This window comes from Exiguobacterium sp. R-39, assembly GCF_049942815.1.
Taxonomy (GTDB): domain Bacteria; phylum Bacillota; class Bacilli; order Exiguobacteriales; family Exiguobacteriaceae; genus Exiguobacterium_A.
In genome coordinates this window covers 1,232,808-1,255,589 of record NZ_CP187965.1, presented here as the reverse complement: position 1 = coordinate 1,255,589, position 22,782 = coordinate 1,232,808, and the positions used below count along the sequence as shown (strand labels likewise).

The following is a 22,782-nucleotide window of genomic DNA, read 5'->3' as shown; positions in this document are numbered from 1 at the left end:
CCACTTTCGGCATAATAGTTGCACTACTTATTAATTGAACTTATTTACTATATGCCGGAATCGGTGGATTGTCAAACAGATGTCTGATTTTCTCTCTTTTTATCGTTATAGACAGCATTGCGGTCTTTCAATCGGGTCATTGCAGCCATCACTTTATCGAAGTCCGACAAATCATTCGGGTGATTCGGTGTCGTTAAGATGTGCGCGACTCGGCGATACATGATTTTTTCCTCGTATCCCATTAACACGTAGATCGCCCGATGAAAGTTTTCATTTTCCTCCCAGTCGACATCCCCGTAGACAACCCGGTAATAGGCGCCTTCACTATGTTGCGGAGCAGGAATATCAATGTAATCAATCGGCTTTTTATGAATGGCCATGTTTCCACTTCCTTCTGATTGTTTAATTTAAGACGTAAACGATTTAACCGATTCGATATGGGCATCCTTGATTTCTTGTTCAACCTGCGATTGTTGCTTGAGCTGCTTATAGACAGCATCAACTTGCGCTGGTGTTAAACGGTTGACGGTCGCCAGTTTCTTAATTGTCCGGTGTAACTCATTCCGTTTGATGACGTGGACATGACTCGAATCCACCGTGATTTTTTTTAGTTCACAGCGCTCGCTGAAGACGATGACCGAATGGAACACTTCTTCTCCGATCGTGCCTGCTAAAAACTGCTCCATACTTTTGAGGTGTTGCTCATTTTGTTTAATCGGATTATAGAACTTTTGTTTGTACCGGTTTTTAAACATCTGAGTCCACTGCCGGTCCGCTTCTTTTCCAAAAATCCAGCCGCTGTAATTTTTCGACTCGAGCACGTAAATGCCACTCTCATGGATAAACGTCACGTCGATTTCCGTCAATCCTTTTCCGCGCGCTTTCGGGACATACGTATTCATGACAAACTTCCCGTAGCCTCCGACTTTTTCAAGTTGTCGGGTCGTTAAATACTCTCCCCAAATCCCTTTATCGCGAACGGCTTTTAAAAACCGCTCCTGCGTAACCTGCTTATATGTACTTTTCTCAAACGAACGTCTACGGAAATAAAATAAACTGCCGAGCGTAACCCCGAACCCGACCAATAGGACACTACCCATCAGAAGCAACGTCGGAATCAGCGTTTCTAACAAATCTTCCACACTTTTCATTCCTCTCTTTTTTAAATCCTTAATTTTCCACTATTTCAGAATAAACGGTATTCTTTTCAATTTCCACTAATTGTTACATCATTCTTGTTATGGTACGGTGAGGGAAAGGAGGGATTTTATGCTGGACTCATTTTTTTCGATTTGGTTGCCCTTTATTCTATTGATTCTGTTTTGGCAATTCGTCTCGCAACAACTTGTAAAACAAAGGGTCATGCAGCAACAGCTCCTGCGCGAACTGACCCGGATTCAGGAACATCTCGGCATGACGGATGCCGCAAGCAGTCATAGCTTACTCAATGAACAAATCCAACGTCTTATTAATGAGCATCAAACGGTCGAAGCCATCAAGCTTGTCCGGGAAACGCTTGGTTATCCGTTACTTGAAGCGAAACAATATGTCGATACGTTCAAAGATACCTCGTCCGAGAATCGTTAAATGAACAACAGGCAAGTCCTCCGTTATTTCGGAAGGCTTGCCTGTTGTCATGTTCAACGGACTTGTTCCAGCAATCCTACATGATTACTGTACATTTCAGTTTTTCGAACGTGATCCTTATATATAAAATGGCTTGCACCATTTTCAGTCAGCGTTAGTCTGATTCAAATTTCTGAATCAATTGATCGATCTGGCGAACAAACGGCAGGATATCTTTCTCATCCGTCATAATTCGGTGTAGTACTTCTTTTCCTTCAATATACAAATAAGCATAATGACGATTTGAGTTTGTCTCTTTCGTCAAGCAAGCGGTTAAAAGATGATTCGAATGATGTAGTGTATGTGCAGCTAAATGAATCAATTCCTTCGTCAACACTTCCCTTGCTTCATCCGTCGCCTCTTCCTCGAACAAACGGACAAGGGGTTCTAACAATTGAGCTTTGGTTGTAGAACGCAACTGTGCGTATCGAATCTCAACCGTTATGTTTTCAGGCTGTTCTTTTTTCTCTACAAGAAATAAGGGAGGTCTGATTATGGTCTTGATAAAGGATGTGAATGTGTCAATGGTGATCTCAGACATTCTGGAAACTCCTTTCTGACAGAATTCAAGTTATGATTATTCCGGATGAGGACATGCAACGAAAGAAACCACTTTAGTTCCCTATTTTCATCCGAAATTAAGTATAACATTTACCAGTTTTATTAGGGAATTTTATCTTCTGTTCATGACAAAAAAACACGCTACAGAATTTTACCAATCTGCCACGTGTTTTAAACTCTTTTTTTTACACACCGTCAATCCGTTTGAATCAAATCTTGCAGTGAGTATGCCTTGAGTGCTTCCGAAAATTGAAAAAATGCATCATCAAACGCTTCTTTCATATTTCCCAGATTTTCATCTTCATGGACGGCTGGAATACTTTCAAGATAAGAGACCTTTTCAAAAAGCTGTACGATTTCACCCAACGTGATGTCCAACGGATCTTTCGCCAACTTAAAACCTCCGTTACGTCCCTGATAGGATGTGATGAGTCCGAATCGGCTTAGTGCATGAACAATTTTCATTAAATGATTTTTCGAAATATCATAATAATCGGCTACTTCTTGAATTTGAACGAGTCGAGTCGGGTGAAGAGTCGTATACAATAGTACTCGAATCGCATAATCCGTCGATCGAGTCATTTTCATTATTTCCACCTACTTTGTTCTCTATATCACTTATAGTACAAAAAAAACGACATAAGATATAGTTTTAAGTGTTATGAAATGTATCTATTTTTTTGCTGAAATACGTTTCCTTTAAACATGTACAGGAAATACTTAATATATAAAGAACGATTATAGGAAGGAGTTCACTCATATGAAATTTTTTAGTGGTTCGGACTTTTTAGTATTTATCAAAAGACAATTCTCTGAAGAACGCTACCGGGTCGATCCGACGTATTTAACTGCTAATTCAGCTAAAATTTCCGTTTTCCGTCGCGAATTTTCTGAAGAGCGGATCATGGATATCGAATATCTGCTGTTTTTACCGACACTCGAAAAACGAATTTTCATTCGCGGCATTCGGCATCCATCCAATTATCAATTTTTTCTAGAGAGTTTTGAGCCTCTTGATGAATTAATTGGATCCATTCATCACTTAATAGAATAAAGTCCAGACTGATCGTCTGTATACTACCATCAAAAATTTAATAGAAGTTCCATTGATGAAACGGGTCAAAACCTCTCCCATAACATGTATAATCATAGTATGTTATTCACAGAGCGATCATCAGGGACACGAACTACGTATCTCCGTTGTCCGCTGTAGAAAGAGGTCATGATGAAATGGATATTCAGTAAAATTACCCGGACCTTTTCAGGACTGCTACTATTAAATTTTATGATTTTAGTGTGCGTGACGATGGGTGCCTATTCCTATTCCATTCAGCAACTAGAAGAGAATAATGTCATGCTGTTGCGTTTGACCAATCAAAAAACTGCTGCACGTGAGATTTGGAATGATTTGCAGGAGACGAATATTGAGATTCAGGAAGCCTTATTAAATGAAACACCGGCTTCTCTCGGACTGTCGAATGACTTAAAGCGGACAAAGCAAAATCTTGAACATTTGGCGCATACTTACCCGTCCCCAGAAACAGATTCTTACTCAAAAACGGCAATGATTTTAATACAGTACTACGAAAAAATATTGATTCCATTAACGGAAAATCGACAGTCCGCCAACCGATATACCGATTTTACCGCCATGCGACGGATGTTAAAGGATGCGTCCTTCGTCATCCCGTTGCAATCGACTTTGAGCGGGACAGAACGTTCTTCACTCGATACCATGTATTTTTTTTCGACGACCCGACAAGCAGCGGATCAATATATCAACTCTATTCATACACTGGAAAAAAGAGCACAGCAGACACTTGCCGATCAGATGCGAACGACCCTTTGGAAAACGTTGACAGTTCTTGTTGCTGTCTTTTTCCTTTTAAACAGCTGGACGTTCCGATTCATGCAACGGTTGACAAATGATCTCGTTCGTCTGGTCAAGCAAACAAAAAATCCATATGCTTATTCTTTGATGCCTCTGATCAAACGACAGGATGAAATCGGCGTCCTCGCCAAAGCCATGCAGAACATGATGACGATGCTTGCGTTTCAACAATCCGAAACAGATCGTGCCAATCAGCAATTATCAAGCCGGAACCGTGAACTTTCTGACAGCCTGTCGGAAAAAAACAAAACGGAAATCAAGCTACAACTTCAGACGGATCTTGCCCGTCACTTATTGGAATACGAGACGTTTCACTGCACGCAAGATTTGCTACGGGATGTGGCCCGATCGTTCGGCTTACCGGAGTTGAAGCTGACTCTGGTTTCGAGGCAAGAAGAAGTCATTTACCGGCAAAATCCTTTGTCTGAAGGCAGCATCCCCCGGCTGGCGCAGCCTGTCAGAGAGGATCAATACCTTGTTGAACGGATTATTCCATTGCTGAATTCGCGTGAAGCTGAACCGTTTGCCTTGTTGACATTCACTGAGCCGACGGCAGAAGTATATGAAAAGCTTTCGGCAGTCAGCGATATTCTGTCACTCGGGATTTTGCGAATCGAGCATATGCGGGCACTGAAAGAAGATAAACAGCACGTCCAACGGATTTTGGACAGCCTTCGAGAAGCCGTCATGTACGTCAATTTTCCCGATTCACGATTGATTCACAACGGGACGTTGGTCACTATGTTCCCCGAATTACGAGACCTGCCGGATACTTTGCATGATTTTGAATCCATCATGGCCATCCTTCGCCGGGTCTTTACTGAAAAAGAGGCCCTTACCGACTATATGAAACAATTAAAAATTCATTTAGCGAACGGCCATGCCATGGACGCCCAAGATTTCGAAGTCAGCAGGAATCGTCACGTCCGTCTGTATACGGAATTTCTGCCGGACAGCAAAGGTATCATCTTTGTCTTAAGTGAACGGACGGCTGAAGTCGAAGCGGTACAAAAGGAGCATGCCTTCATTTCAATGATTTCACATGAACTCCGGACGCCCCTAGCCTCGATTGAAGGATTCAGTGAGCTGATGATTCACCGCAACGTCTCCGGTGAAAAACAATTGAAATATTTAAAAACTGTCCGCAGTGAAGCCCAACGCTTAGGTAAGCTTGTCACCGCTTTCTTGGACTATCAACGCTTGAGTCACCAAAAGGAAGTCTATTCGTTTGAATCCTTTGACATAGCAGCTTTGGTACAGGAAGTAGCCGACTGGATGAATGTCTCCAACACCTCCCATCAGGTCCTGTTTGATTCGGCTCATACGACCTGTACGATTGAAGCGGACCGTGGAAAAATACGTCAACTGCTGACGAACCTTTTGGGTAATGCAATCAAATACTCGCCGTCGAGTCCGAAGATCGAGGTCCTGCTCGACTGCAGTGAGGAAGAGGTTGTCCTGACAATCAGCGATAACGGACTCGGCATTCCGAAACAAGACCTACCGTATTTGTTCGAGTCCTTTTACCGCGTGGAGCGCAACGACCATAAGCGGATTCAAGGAACCGGACTCGGGCTGATGATTTGTAAGGAAATCGTCGAAGCTCATTCCGGACAAATTTCTGTTTCATCCGAACTGGATGTCGGAACGGATTTCCTAGTCCGGCTGCCGATGGTGCAACGGACCAAAGACGGAAAACCATAAATTGATTTAAAGACAGAGGAAGTGAATACGTATGGATTATGAGTTAGATCGTATCATTTATTACTTGAACCGAGATTTTCGCAATCATCTCGGATCATTCTCAGGCACGATTTTGAAAGATACCTCGCCGGCCATTATCTTAATTGAGGATCATGTCCGGCGGCATTTAGCGTATGCCTTATATCAATATCCGGAATTCGTCTCTGAAATCGAAGAGACGATTTTCCGGTGTCTCATCGATGTCCGGGGGGAAAAAGAATCGGAAGATCCAACGGAAATCTTTATTGCTAAAGCCCAGTTATATTCTCCCTATCATTACCTCATCACATTTTTATAAGGAGTGGACTGCAGTATGAAAATAACCGGAACCGCCTTGTTAATCGTTGATATCATCAATAAAATGGATTTTGAAGGCGCAGAAAATCTGCTTGCTGAGACACGCCCCATATTGAAGTCTTTGATCGACCTTAAACATATATGTAAAGAACATGATATACCGGTCATTTATGTAAATGACAATTTTGGTTTATGGCAAGAAAACGTTGATCAGATTGTCGAAGAGTGCCGCGGCGGGCTCGGCGATGTCTTCGTTAAAGCGTTGCATCCGCAAGAAGATGATTATTTCATCATCAAGCCGAAACATTCCGGTTTTTACGGGACACAGTTGGATATTCTCTTAAAGCATCTCAATATCTCACGCCTGATCATTACGGGCATCACGACCGACATGTGTATCCTGTTTACGGCAAACGACGCTTATATGCGGGAATACGAAATCTGGGTGCCAAAAGACTGTACCGCAGCCGAGACGCAAGATGCGAAAGAGCACGCATTGGAAATTCTCCACACGACATTATCCATTGATTGTTCCAGCAGCAGTGACGTATCGTTCGACTAAAAGGAGGACAGCATCATGTTGCAATACTTTTCAGGAACATGTGAGACGGCACGAAAACGACTCCTCGAAACCGCACTGCATCATTTGCCGACAAAATACCCGTCCATTTCACACCTGCCGATCAACCAGGCACAAAATGCCAGCTGCGACTTGATTCATGCGAAACGTGAGGGAAATCATGCGTTGCTCATTCTCAGCAGCGGTCTGCATGGAATCGAAGGGTTTACGGGGAGCGCGATGCAATTGCGATTTTTAGAAGAACATCTCGCCCGGCTTAACAGCAGCGAAGTCGATCTTTTATTCATTCACGCTATGAATGTAGACACCATGGACCATCACACTTATGCACCGTTTCGTGGTGTTTTCATCCCGAAGGCGGGCTCCGGTAGTCGATTCGGACACTTCCCGTTTTCGTTCCAAACAGTAAGCCGGTTACTTCCAATCGGTCCCGGTCGTTTGTTCAAAAGCGCCACAACCGTACCAGTTCCTCAACCGATAAGTATTCATTTTGACGGACAGCCGCCTGACCCGTATATTCATGACGTCCTTTCTGCAGTTTCCGACCTCATCACTCCCTACTCGCACGTTTTGTTTCTTGACTGTCACACGGGTCACGGCCTCCAGACAGAAGTTCAACTGGTCCTGCCTTCCGCTGATTGCCGCACACCGGATCATTTAAAAGAATTCACCCGTTATCCGATTGTCGAACATCCACTTTATCTCTTTGAAGGTGAATGGTTGAACTCACTGTATCAGTGGACGCATGAAAAGCAGATTGGTTTCCTTGGACTGATCATCGAATGCGGAACAGCTAAAGACTCATCCGGTTTTCGACTGCCTCTGCAAGCGATCTTTACCGAAAACCGGCTTTGGCGTCAGCATGTCATGAACGAAACGGATTTGCTCTTTTCGCATATGGTGGAATTAATGAATGATCCGTTGAACTATCCGTTGCTCAAGCGGAATCTGACTTGGTCGTCCTCCTGATAACTGCCTACATCACCGGTCCAAATCATTTTCTAAAACATTACATTTTGATGACAATCCTTCCCCTTTGGTTTTCGTTTTTCTTAAACAGGTATATATATCATGTGCGTTTTATATATGTTTTTAATCTGAGGGAGGAATGAATCATGTTCAGACACCAAAAGGAATTACAGTTCGAAGTTAAGGTCGACCGGCCGGATCCGAAACTTGCACGGGCTGTCCAGGAAGTATTAGGCGGACAATTTGGGGAAATGACCGTCATGATGCAGTATCTGTTCCAAGGATTCAACTGTCGGGGAAATGAAAAGTACAAGGATATGCTGATGGATATCGGCACGGAAGAAATCGGTCACGTCGAAATGTTATGTTCTTTAATTTCGCAATTGCTCGACGGTGCTTCACCCGACGACCAAGCTGAGGCGGCCAAGGATCCTGCCATCGCCGCAATTCTCGGTGGAATGAATCCGCAACACCTTCTTGTCAGTGGACTCGGCGGACTTCCTTCCAATTCAAACGGGGTGCCGTGGAACGGTTCCTACATTGTCGCGAGTGGTAATCTCTTGGCGGATATGCGATCCAACCTCCATGCGGAATCGCAGGGGCGACTTCAGGTCGCACGTCTCTATCACATGACGAACGATGAAGCAGTCCGGACAACACTCCGGAAAATGCTGGCCCGCGACCGGTATCATCAATATCAATGGATGGCAGCCATTGAAGAGCTGGAAGAGAAAAACGGCATCGTCGTCCCGGCCACGTTTGCACCGGAAGAAGAAATGGAAGCCCAGCCGCATGCTTATGAATTTTGGGACTTGTCGGAAGGAACGGCTTCAAAAGAAGGACGCTGGGCGCAAGGAAGCGCGCAGGATGGAACCGGTGAATTCGTGTATCTCGAAAATCCGGCACCGCAGGGTCAAATTCCAAATCCTGAAGTTCCGGCACACAATCTGCACCATGATTTGAATGAACCGCCGCAAAAACGAGGCGTCGCGGATACAGTCAAACGCATTCTAAAGGACAAGGAGTGAGGCAGGATGGCGAAACAACTGGCGTTGCACGAGACGTTGGAAATCCATGAAATTATGACAATGAAGCAATCCTGTCTTGTCAAATCTTATGCACTTAGCCCGCTCGTCAAAGATAAAAAGTTAAAAAAACTGATTGAACAGGACATCAAAGAATCAGAACGTGCACTAAAAGAGCTACAATCTTTATTCCATTGATTCCACCAGACGAACGACCGGAGGTGCTTTTTGTGACCATTCAAAAACAGATGAACCGTGCCAGCAAGAAAAGAGACGAACTGATCGCCATCGACCACCTCGTCAGTGCCAAATCACTCGTCCGCGCCTATGCCGTGGCCGTTACGGAAGCTGCTTCTCCCGATGTCAGAAAAATCCTGACGAAGCAGTTGAATCATGCCATTCAGACACATGCTGATATTGCGACTTACATGATTGAAAATGATATGTACCTGGCATACGATTTAAAAAAGCAGTTGAAGCATGATGAAGAAAAGATGAACCTGATTCAGGAATTGGTTCAGAGCAAGTAAACATTTCCCTCTCTTCGGTCGAGAAGAGAGGGTTTCGTAACTTCCGCCTATTATGGGAAGCGAAAGGGATTAAAAGACTGATCGGAGGACGCCGTTATGCTATCCGTTAAAAACATTACAGTCAAGCAACTTGGTCAAGATTTACATCTTTCGTGGCAAGCGGATTCTCCCGTTCAGCTTCTCCGTGACGGTGAGATCCTCAGTGATGGCGCGGCACACGAATTCATCGATACGACGCTTGCTCCCCTCTCTCCCGTGCAATATGAACTGCGGACCAATCACGTCCGTATCACAATCGATACAGCCGTTGTCGCCGATGAGGGAACATTGTTTTGGAATCAAAAATCCACCGTCATCATCCGTTCAGACCAGGAATTACTTTTGGTATGGGGGGCTATCCCGGATGTCGAATCCTACAGTATCTTCCGAGATGGAAAACGCTTGGGCGATACGGATGATCATACGTGGTACGAAGCATCATCGCAAGACGAGTCTGCCCGTTACGAAATCCGTGCCCTCCGACCATCGTCTCGTCAGAATGTACCACTCTCCTCCGTCATGGAGGGAGCGTTAAAACTTTTGAATCATTTAAAACACGAACCAGATCGGGAACGGGAGTTTGAATCGTTTATTCTTTATATCCTTCTCCATCCGTTTGTATCTGAGCCCCTTGCACCGAATAAAGAACCCGAAGCCGTCCGCGCACGACTGCGAATCATGACGTTTATTGCTCCACCGATTTTAAAAAATCCGAATCTGCTTTCTCCTCATATTTATTTTGAGGGCGATGACCGGACCTTTGATCCCCATGCGACGGAATACCGGACGTTGACTGAGATTGCCATGACAGGCTTACAGGATGTTCCTCATGTTCACCTTGCTAAGCAGGCCAATCCGACACGTTCTCTGACCTCGACGGGACGCCTAAGGAGTGAAGACGTAGCATCGACACGGAAGGTTTATCTGGAAGATATTGAAAAGGACCGAGACTTTCTCCAGTTTACGACCCGGCATTCAGTCGGCAATCCGTTGGTGATCGCTCCCGACATCAACTATACGGTCCATACCGCGTATGGTCACGGAAGATGGCGGTTGTGCGGAACTCATCTTCGTTCCCCTCACCATGAAATTTATCTGCAAACAGAATCCTGTGCTTTTCAGCCGATTCATCAAACACATGACCTCGGTCTCAGTTTTTTAGCTGACCCTTTACCGAGTTGCCATTGGCTGTTCATGGAGGCCAGATGATATTCATTACCTCATCAAAAAAGCCAGACGATGAACATCGTCTGGCTTTTTTGATGAAACATATGCCGAACCCGTATCAGTCATGGAATCGGGCGCGTGTTTCTTTAGAAGGAAGCATACATTGTTGCTTTTCTCCGAACCATTCATGCCGGTGTTTCGCGACAATATCATACACAAAATCTCTTCCGACACGCGGTAAGAAGCGGAAAAACGAAGCGAATGGCCATGCGCCGTTTAAGTGTCTGGTAATCCGTAGCGCTGCATCCGATTTGATATAAGGAACTCCCTGCTCGATAACCACAACACTGTTTAAATCAGATGGTAAACGATGTTTTTGAATGAGTTCCTGTCCAGTCGCGCCCTGCAATGAAGCAAAATCATAGTACCCTTGATCCCGTTTCAGGATAAACTGCACACTGGCATCACACAAATTGCATTCCCCATCAAATAAAATGATTGGCTTCACGTTTGTGTCCTCCCTCTATCAATGATTTCCTTTTTTCTAGTTTAGCTCAAATCCATAAAGCAAACCTGTATTTCGCTTCTTATTGCTATCGATGATCAATCCATACCATTTTTATACATGTTTTAGAGACGATCAATCCTGTCTCATCCATCGCGTATCTAGGCTCTGAACGAATGCTTTTAAATCATCCTGCGTCCGGATAAGAGTCTGACAGGTCACCTGCTCATTCTGAATCAATTTGATTCGAACAGGCGGTTCGTTGATCAAGCTGAACGCAAAAAGCAAGGTCGAATGTTTTTGTGTATAGACGGCAACCGCCAGCAATTCCTCATGTAGTCGTTCTCTCACTTCTTCACTTGTATGCATATGTAAGAGATGGATGGTTTCATTAAGAAGGGACGATTTCATACGTTCTGACACGTCCAAATACCGGACTTCAAGGTGAACTTCATGATTTCTTCCCCGCCGCGTCGTAAGGAAAAACGGAGGGTGAATTAATTTTTGAATAAAACGAATGATGCGTTCAATGCTTATCTCAGACATCAAAAACCTCTTTTCTAACCTCGATACCAAATGTTCGAAGATTTTTCTTTTGTTGCGCCAAGATCCAGCCAAAACATTAAACATATAAGAATATCGTATGTTTAATTCCAAAGAAACCTGATTTGCTTAGCCTTTTTTAGTTTAACATATTTCGTCTTTTCAGACCGAATCCGAAGCCATAAAAAAAACGAAAAGCGGTCCACTTTTTCTTTTGATAAAAAGAAGACCGTGCTTATTCGTTTCATCCAATCTGCACTTTTGTTAAATCTTCTAATGTGTACGCTTGCAAAGCATTTGAAAATAATAAAAAAGCATTATCAAAAGCTTGCCGCGTATTTCGAAGCGATTCTTTCTCGTGTGTTGGCAATACTTCTTTCAAATACGAAACTTCTTCAAATAAAGCCACCACTTGACCCAGCGTGATTTCATTCGGTGCTTTGGCTAACTTAAATCCCCCATTCCGTCCCTGATAAGACGTAATTAACCCGAACTTACTCAATGAATGGACAATTTTCATCAAATGATTTTTGGAAATGGCGTAATGATCCGCTACTTCTTGGATTTGAACAAGCCGGTTGGGATTCAAAGTGGCATAGAGCAGAACGCGAATTGCATAATCCGTCGACCGTGTCATTTTCATTCTTTTCACCTTCTTGAGTTCTTGCCGTTCTAATCAAACAATTACATGAGAGTATGTTTATCTTGTTAGCGTGCACTTGCACATAATATAATCAAATATAAAATATTTTCTTGGATTTTACAATCGAATTGAGGGTTTCCGGTTCTACCTTTTTTATCCGAATGCATTTATGTGCTTCTTCCATCAAAAAAAGACATTGCGTTTTCGCAATGTCTTTTCGTAATAATCAGTCCCGTGCTGCCAAACGGTACAGCAGATCAAGCAACTCGATGTAGAGCCAGATGATCGTTACGATTAATCCGAACGCGGCCACCCACTCCATCGATTTCGGCGCACGGGCCTGGACTTGTTGCGAGATGAAATCAAAGTCCATCACGAGCGACAGTGAGGCGACGATGACGATGACAAACTGAATGCCGATCGCAAGCGGCGAACTGCCGGTCATGAACGGCAGATCGACACCAAACAACGCGAGCAACAAGTTGACGCCGTACAAGACGAGGATTGAAAGAATCGCTGCCGTGACAGCCGAACGGAATCGTTGTGTCACTTTGATCATGCCGGTCGTATAGACGAACCACATCGCAAACGAGACGACGAATGTCGCGAGGACCGCCTTACCGACGAGTCCCGGGTACATACTTTCGAACATCAACGAAATCGCTCCGACGGCGACCCCTTCGACGATTGCATAGACCGGTGAGAGCACGGGTGCCGTTCGTGGTTTAAACGTGATGATCAGCGCGAGAATCAATCCGAGGACGACTCCGCCAATCAAAGCCGGTACTAAAAATTGCGGATTCGCGGCTAAGAAGAACCATGTTCCACCGGCTGCTGCCGTGACAAGGGCGAGCAACAGGAAAATCTTACTCATCGTCCCTGCCTTCGTCATCGGCCGTTCACCGGCACGTGCCGTTTCAAAACCACGGCGTAAGGCCGGATTCACTTTAAATCGTGTTGCCATCTTGCGTTCACTCCTTCTATTTTTTCTATTTCTTACTACGGTTGTTTCCCGGAAAAGTTTCAGCTTAACCAACTATTTAAGGCATTCAGCTGCAGCATGACGACCGGGATCGATGCTTTCGCTGAGACAAGGTGCGACGTCGCCTGTCCGACTTTACCTGTCGTGACGAACGGTTCGTCCATAATCCCTTCGCCGATCGGTCCAAAAGGATCACTGTCGATGATCCGGTGCTGATAACGAATGAAGATTTCTTCATCTCCTTGAAGCATCTTACATCCCGATTCCTCGAGCGGCCGGTCGACTCCGTATTCGGCGTAATGCCAGACGGTCGTCGAATCCCACGGTGAACCGAGATGCAGAATCTGTCCGTCCGCTTCGATGAACTTTTCAAGCGGTGAACCAGGACCAAATCCATTTTCAATCGTATGTCCGGCAACGAATTCCGATGCCTCGTTTCCCCACGCCGTGACTGACCACATCGGGTGGGCACTGCGTTTGACGCCCGGGAACGTCCGGAACAGTTCCGGTACCTTGCCGATACTCCGGGTTGGTGTCTTCGCCGGATCATACGCCGGCATTTCCTGACGGATCGTTTCCCACCAATCTTCCGGAACGGCGGGACGGCTCCAGTTTTTCGGATCCGAATTATCCGTACTCTGTGCCGCCATCATGATCAGACCGTCCGGCGTGATGACTTCCTGCAACGCTTCGATCAGCGCTTGTGCCCCGCCGGGAATCCAGCCGATCTGTTTCATCGCGCTGTGGACGAACACTTTCATACCGGGCGTGACCCCCAGCTGTTTTAAATCTGCGATCAGTTTTGATTTCGTGACCATTTGTCTCGTTTCCATTTCGCACCCCTCACTCGACGACAAGACGAATCGTCGATCCTGTTTTACCTTGCGTCACTTCAATTTTCGCATCGACCCGTGATTTCAGTTCCTGCACATGACTGATGATTCCAACCATCCGACCGCTTGCCTGAATCGATAACAACGTTTCGATTGCCTGCTCGAGCGATTCCGGATCAAGCGTACCGAATCCTTCATCGATGAACATCGTCTCAAGCGATACACCTCCGCTCGCTTCCTGCACGACTTCCGACAGACCGAGTGCCAAGGCGAGTGAGGCCTTAAAGCTTTCCCCGCCGGACAACGTCTTGACGTGACGAGTCTGCGACGTATAGGCATCAAAAACGTTTAAATCAAGACCGTATTTCTTCAAGCCTTTTCCGGCTTCCGTCTTCCGTTCGAGCAGGAAGCGTCCGGACGTCATCCCGTGCAAGTGACGGTTCGCCGCCTGCAGGATTTCGTCAAAGTAGGCGGTCTGGACATACGTTTCAAACGTCATCCGTTGCGCGTTCTCTCCGACACCGACCCGGGCCAGCTCACCGAGGATACCGTACCGTGCATCCTCCGCTTCGATTTGTTGCTGAAGACTCGACCAGGCATCGACCAGTTGTTTGATGTGCAACTGTTCTTTCTCAACGCCAATCCGGTAATCCGTCGCTGTCGCCAGTTCCGCTTCCGCTTGTCTGACGAGCGGACGAAGAGCCGTCAGATCCGGACGATCCTGTTGCTGAATCAGTTGTCGGATCCGCCCAAGACCACTTTCGACATCCTGCCGTTTTCGCCGGTCGGCTTCGAGTCGCTCCGCTAACCCTTCCATCATCTGTCGTGTCAGACGGGCCTGCTCGAATTGTTCGACTGTCTCGAAGCGTTCTTCCTGTAAACTCCGTTCAAACACGCGTTTGACTTCCGTCTGCTTGGATGTATGTGTCGCCAATTCTTCTTCGATATGCTCGAGGCGTCCACTTCGTGCCGCGACTTCTTGATCGAGCCGTTGTTTTTGATTCTGACTTGCTGTCCGTGCCGCTTCAAACTCCGCCAATCGTTTTGTCAGTGTCTGCTGTTCGGTTTCCAACTCACGACGTGACGGCTCATCCGGATTTCGGTTCAGCATGCCTTCAAGCCGAGCGAGCTCAAGCAACAGTTTCGACTGCTGATTCGTCTCCTCTTCGATTTGCCGGTCCGCCTGTTCCAATGCCGTCTCGATTGTCCGGAGCTGTTGATCCAGTTGCTGTTTTCGTTCCTGTTGTTGCTGTAATCTATTTTCTTGCCCTTTCAAGTCGTTGATTTCAGAACGAATCGCGGTCACATCGGTCGGAACCGGTTGTCCGTCTGCAAGTGTCGCGAGTTCCTGTTCGAGTTGCCGTTTCCGTTCTGCGACTGTCCGGTACGTCGCCTGTAACTCCTGGTGCGCCGATTGTGCGGTTAAGTAGGCCTGATGCAACGCTTCGACATCGAGCGCTTCCGTTTTGACAGCAAGTTGCGGATGCGTTGCACTACCGCAGACCGGACATGCTTCCCCGTCATGCAGATGTGCCGCAAGTTCCGCTGCCAGTTGACGGCGTTCATTCTGCCGGCCAGCCGTGTACGTTTTTTCAGCCTGTTCTTTCTCCACTTTCACGCGTGTCCCCTGCTCGATCAACCGGAGCCGATCGGCTTCATTCCGTTGCCACTCTAAGTGTTTCTGTTCCATGGATTGCAGGACGAAGCGGCGTTCCTGTAAGGACAGACGGGTGCTCGAATCGTCGATCATCATCGAAATCTCTGCCTGCAGCTGTGTCCGGTCACTGCGCTGACGGGTCCGTTGTTCACGTAATGCGTCCGGATTCAGCTTAGCAACGGCACGCCGTAAGTCTTCTTGTTGACGCACCAATTGTTCTTGATCCTTCAGCCGTTGCAGCTCTTCCGTGATTTGCTCCAGGCGCCGTGACGCCTCGCGTATTTCCGGTTCCTGCATCGTCAATCGTTCGACGGTCCGGTTGACCTGGTCGAGTTGCTGTTGCAGGTGCTTGAGTTCGGACAGGACGGTTTGTTTCGTCCCGGTCAATTGCCGGACCGATTGTTCCTCCGACTGAAACATTTCGTACACCCCTTGGATGGCTGCTGCCCGGGAAGCCGCGTCATATTGTTTTTTCTGACGTATTGTTTCCGGCAACGTCAAGGCGAGCTGTTTTTCGAGATGTAACAATTGATCGTACTCGGTAAATGTCTGCTCGAGGTGCTCCGCCTGCCGCAGCCGCTCCGTCAACTGTTCGACCGTTTGACGTCCTGTCTGTTCCACCGTTTTCGCCTGTTCAATTTTTTCATCAAGTGCTACAAGCAATGTATCTGTCTGGTGACGGATTGTCGTTTCCGTCGCTTCCGACCAGTTGAGGTCGAGCGGTAATTCTTCGAGCTTCGCAAGCTGCTTCGTTTTCGTTTCTTTGATCGCCGCAGCAAGATCCAGCGCTTTCCGGTGCAGCCGTTGCTGAAACTCCCCATAATGTTCCGTCTTGAACAACTGCTTGAGGATCTGCAGCTTATCTTTTGACTCCGCCATTAACAGTTCCCGGAACTTATTTTGCGGAAGCAATAAGATTTGCGAAAACTGTTTGTGATCGAGTTGTAACAGTTCCTGCACCTGTTGGCGGATTTCCGGGATTTTCAGCGCAAGCGGCTTCCAGGCCGTCCCGTCATGCCGGGCGAGTTCCGCCTCATGGCCGTAATCCGTCTTATTGACCGGATGCGGCTGACTCGGTTGCCGGATAATTCGGTAGCGTTCGCCTTTTAACAGAAATTCGAGTTCAACTTCCGTCTTGTCTTCCGGTTTCGCGAAATGACTGCGCAAATCGCTCATTTCCCGTTCCCCGCCTGACGTCTCGCCATATAAAGCAAACGTCAGCGCATCAAAAATCGTCGTTTTCCCGGCACCGGTATTCCCCGAGATGACGAACATCGTCCGACCGCCGAGTGCGCGAAAATCAATTGTCTGTTCGTCGGCAAACGGTCCGAACGCACGTAAGGTTAATCGTTCTGGACGCATGCAGCTTCCTCCTCTAAGACGGCCTGCATTGCATCCGTCGGTTGTTTTTCCCGGACTGCTTCATAAAACTCCTGGAACAGATCCGTCAGCGTCGCCGCCTGGACCTGATCGCGTGATGCCTGGACCGCCCGGGTACTTTCGCGGGTGAAGCCGGTCCGCTCGAGATGGAGGATGTTCGGGTACAGTTTCTTCAGTTTCCCCATCGGATCAATCAAGGCTTCGGCATCCGTCAGGTTGATTTTAATGTAATCGTCCGTCGCTTGTGTTTCGACGAAGACCGGATCCGTCAGTTCGGCAAGACTGCCTGTCAGTTCACGCAAATCGCGCTTGGCCGTCAACGGTTCGAAGCGACGGTCAAACGTCCCGTTTTCGTTCAGTGTCAAAATATCGACGCCTTTGACATGACTGGCTTCCGAAAACGAATATTTCAATAACGAACCGCTGTACCGGATTGTCTCCGACTTGATCGCAAGTGGATTATGCAAATGTCCGAGCGCCGTATAGGTGAACGGAGCAAACGCACTGGCGCTGACCTGTCCCGCTGTCCCGACCAACAATTGGCGTTCGGAATCGGTCTCAAGCCCGCCGATGACAAAGGCATGCCCAACGAGGACACTTGGTCCATCGATGTCCAGCGTTCCGATGATTTTTCGCATCGCGTCATCATGCGTCCGGATTGTTTCATCCTGATAGACATAGCGGACGGTCGCCGGATCTGCGAACGGCACCGGATAAAAACGGACGCCGTTGATCTGAACCGGTTCGATCGCCTCCGTCAATTTACCTGCCAGGTGAAGACCCGCCCGTTGTAATAACGGTGTACCGAAACTCAGCCGTTCCGCTGAATCATGGTTGCCGCTGATCGCGACGACCGGAATCTTCCGTTCCAGAACAATGTCGGCTAACACCGTATCAAGCAGTTCGACCGCTTCCGTCGGCGGGACGGCACGGTCATACAGATCACCGGCAATGATGACCGCGTCCGGCTGTTCCCGGTCAAGCAATTGTAGAAATTCCTGGAGAACAGCCCGCTGATTGTCGAGCATCGATTCGCCATGAACGATTTTTCCTAAATGCCAATCGGCAGTATGAATCCATTTCATCTCTCATCACGCTCACTTTTCCTCTATAATATCCTTATTTTAGCATGACTTGAATGTTTCTGACGATGATCTGACCGATTCCAAACCAAGTAAAACCCATTGCTTGACCGATAGTCTCCCGGTCAAGCAATGGGTTTTATGATGCATCATGTTTTAAAGGTCAGTCCACGTTCACCAAGCAACTGTTTTAACTTCGGTATCGAAGAAGGTCCGATTCCGTGCCACTGCAGAATATCATGTTCATGATACATCGCTAACAATTCCAATGATGTCACGCCGTGTTCACTCAGGGCCCGTTGTGCCGGCTTTGCGAGAAGCTCAAAAGGATTCGCCTCAGGTTTGTCTGAATTCATTATAGCTTCCTCCTGACAATAGACAAAAACCGCCTTCCTGTTTAGCTGGAAGGCGGTTTTTCGGACGGCTTATTTGTCATCTTCAGTGGGTGTGGCGCTTTTGACGAAATCGTTTGACCGACGTGAAGATAGACACGGACCCTCCGATGATTGCCCCGACGACAATCCCGGTCGTAAATTTTCCTCCGGGATTTTTCGCAGAACCTGGTTCAATTGCTGTTATATGTTCTTCCTGCTTCTGCTCGAATAACTGTTGGAGAGGGGAGGATGTAGGCTCGACTTCGACAATCCGGTCAACTTCCTGTTGACGGTCTTCCCGGCGTTCGACGCTGCAAGGTGACAGATAGAACGGATTCAGGTTCGTCCGATACCGGTCTGGATTCCAATTCGCTTGCTGAACGGCTTCAGCTGCATGGTCTGTCCGCTTCGTCTGATCCAATGACTGGATCGATTGATCGAATTCTTGTTTCATCGTAATCACTCCTCTTCACATTCAATTTCACCAAAAATCTCCGACTTACGTCTGAAGTCTTATTTACCTCTTTTTTAAACATCTAAAACATGTATTCAAAAAAATGTTTTATTTTTTTGTGAACGTCCCTTCGAAATAGGTCTCGTAAATCCGTTTCGCTTGCGCAAGATCCGCTTCGCCGTGAAGCAGGATTCGCCCATCGGCAAAGGCGGTAATCCGATGTTGTTCCGTCTCGAACATCAACAGATACGGATTGCGTAGACAGCTAATTCCACGGCCACTCATCTCCTGTTCAAGCCGGATTAAATCACGGGTCCCTTCCCCGCGGATTTGAACGGTATCCCGGCCGCATAATGTCACGAAGTGAAGTGGCTGAGCATTGAGGTACGGATAGACGGGGTTATCGCCGCAGGACGGACAAGAAGATTGTTTTAAGGACACAACATTGATTTGGCTCTGTTGATTGTTCCAGACATCAAATGATAGCACCGTCTGCCGTAATGCAGCTTCCGCTCCGGTCAAGTATTTTAATGCTTCCGTCACTTGATGCGCCGCAACCAGCTGGACGACCGGACTGATGACGCCTGACGTATCACATGTCTCCTGCTGTTTCGGCAAATGATTGAGCAAACAATGCAGACAAGGGGTCTGTCCCGGACGGATCGTATAGGTCATGCCGTAACTGCCGACACATGCACCGTAAATCCAAGGAATCCGAAATTTTGCCGCAACATCATTGATCAGCATCCGGACAACGAAGTTATCGGTCCCATCCACAAGCAAATCTGCTTGTCCGACAAGCCGTGTAATATTCATTGCCGTCACATCTTCGACAATCGCCTCGATCGTCACCGTCGAATTGACGGCACCGAGCCGGCGTTTCGCCGCAACCGCCTTTGGCAAATGGTTCCTGACATCCTGTTCCGTATAGAGTTGTTGCCGTTGTAAATTGCTCCACTCGACGTAATCCCGGTCGATCAGAGTCACTCGTCCGATTCCTGACCGGACAAGCTGTTCCGCACTCGCTGTCCCGAGTGCACCGAGACCGACGATGACGACGTGCCGCTGTCCCAGTTGATCCTGCCCCTCCTGTCCGATTGGACGAAAGCGGATTTGTCGGCTATACCGGTCCATCATGGGCGACTGATCCCGGTCGTCGGACTGCTCGCCGTCGCATACCGTTTTTTCTCAATCCGTCCTGCTTCAAAGCCGAGTCGTCCCGCTTCAACCGCAAGCTTCATTGCACGTGCCATCTTGACCGGGTCTTTCGCATGCGCGACGGCTGAATTCAATAGGACACCATCAGCTCCGAGCTCCATCGCGTACGCCGCGTCAGCCGGTGAACCGATGCCGGCGTCGACGATGACCGGTACTGACATTTGTTCGATGATGAAGCTGAGCGCGAGCGGATTTAAAATGCCCTGTCCGGAACCGATTGGTGATGCTGCCGGCATAATCGCATGACAGCCGAGTTCTTCGAGCCGACGGGCAAGCAACAAATCGTCTGATGTATACGGCAAGACGATGAAGCCATCCTTGATTAATTCCTCTGCTGCTCGTAATGTTTCAATCGGATCCGGCAGCAGTGTCTTGTCACAACCGATTACCTCGACCTTGACCATATCGCACATCCCTGAGGCCCGGGCAAGGCGGGCAAGGCGGACCGCTTCCTCCGCCGTCTTCGCACCCGCAGTGTTCGGCAAGAGATCATAGCAGCTTAAGTCAAGCGCTGCGAGCGGATCGTTCTGTTCCTTTGCAAAGACGTCGAGACGCCGGACGGAAAACGTTAAGATGTTTGTTTCCGATGCTTCGACCGCTTGCTGTTGCTTCTCATTATCCGAATATTTTCCTGTCCCCAGTAACAATCGTGATGCAAATGTTTTTCCGCCAATTTCTAACATGTTATCCGCCTCCTACAAAATGAACGATTTCAATGACATCTCCGGACGTAACGTCCGTATCCGGATAGCTCGACCGGTCGATGATTTGATGATTCTGCTCGATGATGACGACTTGTCCCTGAATCTTTAGTTCCTCCAACAAATCGTGTAACGTCCTGATTTCCTCTGTCAAAGCATAGTTTTTCCCATTCAATCGGATAGTCATCTGCTTTCCTCCTGTCGTCGGCTGTTAAAACCATCCAGTGTCACTCTTGGCGTTTGCCCCATGAGACAATCGGCCAAGACGTTGGCCGTCGCAGGGGCCAGTAAGATGCCATGCCGGTGATGGCCTGACGCGACGAACAACCCATCGATTCCGTCCACTGCTCCGAGATACGGCAGACCGTCCCCGGTTTGCGGTCGAACACCGGACCAAGCTTCCACGAACACGGCCTCTGTAAGCGGCGGATAGAGCTTTACTGCTGCATTCAATAACAAACGAATACTGTTCAGACTGACGGTCGTTGATTCATCACCAACCCGTTCCGTCGCCCCGATGATGATCCGTCCGTCTGCTTTCGGGACTAAATAGACCGCATCACCAAACAGCGTCCGATTGAGTTGTCCGGTCGTCAGCCGGACAGACAGACACTCGCCCTTGACCGGAAGTGTGTTAATCGTCACTCCGACCGTCTGTAACAATTCTTCCGATCCGCGACCACCGGCGACAATAATTTGTCTGCCCGCCCGTAGCCCCCGGTTCGTCTCGGCGCCGGTCACCGTTTGTCCGTCCCGTACGAGACGTGCTACGACCGTTGCCTCTTCGATTACCCCGCCCCGTCGTTCGATGGCACTGCGTAATGCTTGTGCAAGCAACCGCGGATCAACCTGTCCGACCGAATCAAACGTCCGCCAGTGATGCGCCTGTTGCATACGAAACGGTTGTTCCAGATACCCGCTTCCGAGACCGGTCTCGTCAAACAATTGTTGCACGAATTCCGGATACAGCGTCCGGCTCAGCCGGGCCAGTTCATGTAATGGTGCCAGCAATTCTTCATCTGTCGCGAGCATTCCCGCTGCTGCTTGCGTCGCTCCCTGACCGACAGTTGACTGTTCAAGCAAATGAACGGTTTTCCCGCGCTGCAGGAGCTCATAGCCGAGCGTCAAACCAATGATGCCGGCTCCGATGATTAAAACATCCGGGCGTGTCATCGTTGCATCACCGCCCGGAATCGGTTGGCTGCTTCGACCGGAGACGCCTGACCGAGAATGCCCGACAAGACGGCCCCGCCTGCGCAGCCGGTCGCCAGGATATCCGGCAGATTGTCCGGTGTAATGCCACCAATTGCAATGACAGGAATCGATGTCCAGTCGACAACTTGTTTCAAGGCGTCGAGTCCCCGGGGCGGTACACCCGGTTTTGATCCCGTCTCAAAAATATGGCCGTACAGGACGTAATCAGCACCGGCTTGTTCCGCCGCTATCGCTTCCGTTAACGAGTGAACCGATTGACCGATCACCAGTTCCGGAAAACGGTGACGGACGAGGTCGACCGGAATGCTGCGTGTTGTCAGCTGAACTCCGGTGCCGGTGACGACTGCCACGTCCAGCCGGTCATGGACAATTAATTGCTCTGTCTTTACGCCTCGTCGCACGAGTGTTTCGATGCACACGACCAGTTCCTTCGCTGACCATAACGGCTCCCGCAGATGAATCCGGTCGACGGATAGTGTGAGTTTCGGCAACAGATGTTCGAGTATGTCCGGATGCCGCTTGCCGGTTGTCATCAGATGTAACTGGCTCATCATTTCCCCCTTTCCACACGAAAAAGGACCACCCCATGAACTGATGGAGTGGTCCTACAAAAAAGGGCGACAGTCGTCGCATCCTCTATGAATGATCGGAATCCACTTCCCTCCGCTAGTACGAACTAGATCAGGTTCAAAGGGTCCGGATACTTCCGTCTCAGTCTGCTGCGAGACTCCCCTAGTGTAGATATTGATTTGTGTGGTACGCCTGTA

The 22,782-nt window shown here is 48.0% G+C and carries 28 protein-coding genes and 1 riboswitch; of the genes, 10 read left to right on the top strand and 18 right to left on the bottom strand.

From position 1 onward, the window contains the following. Positions 1-71: 71 nt before the first annotated feature. The gene (locus tag ACP26N_RS06440) at positions 72-380 is read right to left on the bottom strand and encodes a hypothetical protein (protein WP_131973007.1); all 309 of its coding nucleotides are present in this window, start codon (positions 378-380) and stop codon (positions 72-74) included. Between the two features lie 27 nt (positions 381-407). Beyond that, positions 408-1,151 (bottom strand): nuclease-related domain-containing protein, encoded by a 744-nt coding sequence (locus ACP26N_RS06435; protein WP_426355091.1) that lies wholly within the window; start codon positions 1,149-1,151, stop codon positions 408-410. Positions 1,152-1,269: 118 nt separating this feature from the next. Between ACP26N_RS06435 and ACP26N_RS06430 the strand changes: the two genes are divergently transcribed. Beyond that, the gene (locus ACP26N_RS06430; protein WP_426355090.1) at positions 1,270-1,587 is read left to right on the top strand and encodes a hypothetical protein; all 318 of its coding nucleotides are present in this window, start codon (positions 1,270-1,272) and stop codon (positions 1,585-1,587) included. A gap of 154 nt (positions 1,588-1,741) precedes the next feature. On the opposite strand, the gene ACP26N_RS06425 is transcribed toward ACP26N_RS06430, so the two are convergent. Both ACP26N_RS06425 and ACP26N_RS06420 read right to left on the bottom strand, forming a co-directional pair. After that, positions 1,742-2,167, bottom strand: a complete 426-nt coding sequence (locus tag ACP26N_RS06425) for a hypothetical protein (protein ID WP_131973009.1) — start codon at positions 2,165-2,167, stop codon at positions 1,742-1,744. A gap of 215 nt (positions 2,168-2,382) precedes the next feature. Then, on the bottom strand, positions 2,383-2,775 hold the full coding sequence (locus ACP26N_RS06420) for an RrF2 family transcriptional regulator (RefSeq protein ID WP_131973010.1): 393 nt from the start codon (positions 2,773-2,775) through the stop codon (positions 2,383-2,385). A 172-nt stretch (positions 2,776-2,947) separates the two neighbouring features. Between ACP26N_RS06420 and ACP26N_RS06415 the strand changes: the two genes are divergently transcribed. From ACP26N_RS06415 to ACP26N_RS06375, 9 genes are all read left to right on the top strand, one after another. Further along, positions 2,948-3,241, top strand: a complete 294-nt coding sequence (locus ACP26N_RS06415; RefSeq protein ID WP_131973011.1) for a hypothetical protein — start codon at positions 2,948-2,950, stop codon at positions 3,239-3,241. Between the two features lie 168 nt (positions 3,242-3,409). Then, positions 3,410-5,782, top strand: a complete 2,373-nt coding sequence (locus ACP26N_RS06410; protein WP_426355088.1) for an ATP-binding protein — start codon at positions 3,410-3,412, stop codon at positions 5,780-5,782. 31 nt (positions 5,783-5,813) lie between these two features. After that, positions 5,814-6,119, top strand: a complete 306-nt coding sequence (locus ACP26N_RS06405) for a hypothetical protein (RefSeq protein WP_131973013.1) — start codon at positions 5,814-5,816, stop codon at positions 6,117-6,119. 15 nt (positions 6,120-6,134) lie between these two features. After that, the gene (locus tag ACP26N_RS06400) at positions 6,135-6,680 is read left to right on the top strand and encodes a cysteine hydrolase family protein (protein WP_426355087.1); all 546 of its coding nucleotides are present in this window, start codon (positions 6,135-6,137) and stop codon (positions 6,678-6,680) included. Positions 6,681-6,695: 15 nt separating this feature from the next. Continuing rightward, positions 6,696-7,667, top strand: a complete 972-nt coding sequence (locus ACP26N_RS06395) for a DUF2817 domain-containing protein (protein ID WP_188005380.1) — start codon at positions 6,696-6,698, stop codon at positions 7,665-7,667. A 146-nt stretch (positions 7,668-7,813) separates the two neighbouring features. Continuing rightward, positions 7,814-8,695 (top strand): manganese catalase family protein, encoded by an 882-nt coding sequence (locus ACP26N_RS06390; RefSeq protein WP_131973016.1) that lies wholly within the window; start codon positions 7,814-7,816, stop codon positions 8,693-8,695. A gap of 6 nt (positions 8,696-8,701) precedes the next feature. Next, positions 8,702-8,890: a spore coat protein gene (locus tag ACP26N_RS06385; protein WP_131973017.1), complete on the top strand. Its 189-nt coding sequence runs from the start codon at positions 8,702-8,704 to the stop codon at positions 8,888-8,890. 32 nt (positions 8,891-8,922) lie between these two features. Further along, positions 8,923-9,222, top strand: coding sequence for a spore coat protein (locus tag ACP26N_RS06380; RefSeq protein ID WP_255508434.1), 300 nt, complete (start codon positions 8,923-8,925; stop codon positions 9,220-9,222). Positions 9,223-9,318: 96 nt separating this feature from the next. Further along, positions 9,319-10,470 (top strand): DUF3238 domain-containing protein, encoded by a 1,152-nt coding sequence (locus tag ACP26N_RS06375; RefSeq protein WP_131973018.1) that lies wholly within the window; start codon positions 9,319-9,321, stop codon positions 10,468-10,470. 76 nt (positions 10,471-10,546) lie between these two features. Here the strand turns inward: ACP26N_RS06375 and ACP26N_RS06370 are convergent, their stop codons facing one another. The 14 genes from ACP26N_RS06370 to ACP26N_RS06305 all read right to left on the bottom strand — a co-directional run bounded on the left by ACP26N_RS06370 (position 10,547) and on the right by ACP26N_RS06305 (position 22,566). Beyond that, a complete protein-coding gene (locus tag ACP26N_RS06370; RefSeq protein WP_131973019.1) occupies positions 10,547-10,936 on the bottom strand; it encodes a thiol-disulfide oxidoreductase DCC family protein in 390 nt (129 codons plus the stop codon). A gap of 132 nt (positions 10,937-11,068) precedes the next feature. Further along, positions 11,069-11,479, bottom strand: coding sequence for a hypothetical protein (locus ACP26N_RS06365; protein WP_426355085.1), 411 nt, complete (start codon positions 11,477-11,479; stop codon positions 11,069-11,071). A gap of 241 nt (positions 11,480-11,720) precedes the next feature. Next, positions 11,721-12,119 carry an RrF2 family transcriptional regulator gene (locus tag ACP26N_RS06360; RefSeq protein WP_214765029.1) on the bottom strand — a complete coding sequence of 133 codons (399 nt, stop codon included), beginning with the start codon at positions 12,117-12,119 and terminating at the stop codon, positions 11,721-11,723. 226 nt (positions 12,120-12,345) lie between these two features. Further along, positions 12,346-13,083: a Bax inhibitor-1/YccA family protein gene (locus tag ACP26N_RS06355; RefSeq protein ID WP_131973022.1), complete on the bottom strand. Its 738-nt coding sequence runs from the start codon at positions 13,081-13,083 to the stop codon at positions 12,346-12,348. A gap of 59 nt (positions 13,084-13,142) precedes the next feature. Beyond that, a complete protein-coding gene (locus ACP26N_RS06350) occupies positions 13,143-13,934 on the bottom strand; it encodes an AAC(3) family N-acetyltransferase (RefSeq protein WP_131973023.1) in 792 nt (263 codons plus the stop codon). A gap of 10 nt (positions 13,935-13,944) precedes the next feature. Next, entirely contained in the window at positions 13,945-16,953 is a 3,009-nt protein-coding gene (locus ACP26N_RS06345; protein WP_131502883.1) for an AAA family ATPase, read from the bottom strand. Further along, entirely contained in the window at positions 16,935-18,056 is a 1,122-nt protein-coding gene (locus ACP26N_RS06340) for an exonuclease SbcCD subunit D (protein WP_426355083.1), read from the bottom strand. Before ACP26N_RS06340 ends, ACP26N_RS06345 begins: the two co-directional genes overlap by 19 nt. A gap of 146 nt (positions 18,057-18,202) precedes the next feature. Next, complete coding sequence (locus tag ACP26N_RS06335; protein ID WP_131973025.1) at positions 18,203-18,409, bottom strand: hypothetical protein; 207 nt, start codon at positions 18,407-18,409, stop codon at positions 18,203-18,205. Between the two features lie 82 nt (positions 18,410-18,491). Beyond that, positions 18,492-18,881, bottom strand: a complete 390-nt coding sequence (locus ACP26N_RS06330; RefSeq protein ID WP_131502886.1) for a hypothetical protein — start codon at positions 18,879-18,881, stop codon at positions 18,492-18,494. A 108-nt stretch (positions 18,882-18,989) separates the two neighbouring features. Continuing rightward, positions 18,990-20,018, bottom strand: coding sequence for a ThiF family adenylyltransferase (locus ACP26N_RS06325; protein WP_426355081.1), 1,029 nt, complete (start codon positions 20,016-20,018; stop codon positions 18,990-18,992). Then, positions 20,015-20,782, bottom strand: a complete 768-nt coding sequence (locus ACP26N_RS06320; RefSeq protein ID WP_131973028.1) for a thiazole synthase — start codon at positions 20,780-20,782, stop codon at positions 20,015-20,017. Before ACP26N_RS06320 ends, ACP26N_RS06325 begins: the two co-directional genes overlap by 4 nt. A 1-nt stretch (position 20,783) precedes the next feature. After that, positions 20,784-20,987: a sulfur carrier protein ThiS gene (gene thiS / locus ACP26N_RS06315; RefSeq protein ID WP_426355079.1), complete on the bottom strand. Its 204-nt coding sequence runs from the start codon at positions 20,985-20,987 to the stop codon at positions 20,784-20,786. Continuing rightward, positions 20,984-21,973, bottom strand: coding sequence for an NAD(P)/FAD-dependent oxidoreductase (locus tag ACP26N_RS06310; protein ID WP_426355078.1), 990 nt, complete (start codon positions 21,971-21,973; stop codon positions 20,984-20,986). The genes thiS and ACP26N_RS06310 overlap by 4 nt, the downstream gene beginning before the upstream one ends. Continuing rightward, positions 21,970-22,566, bottom strand: a complete 597-nt coding sequence (locus tag ACP26N_RS06305) for a thiamine phosphate synthase (protein WP_426355077.1) — start codon at positions 22,564-22,566, stop codon at positions 21,970-21,972. Before ACP26N_RS06305 ends, ACP26N_RS06310 begins: the two co-directional genes overlap by 4 nt. Before the next feature lie 90 nt (positions 22,567-22,656). After that, positions 22,657-22,759: riboswitch (TPP riboswitch) on the bottom strand. Positions 22,760-22,782: the final 23 nt, after the last annotated feature.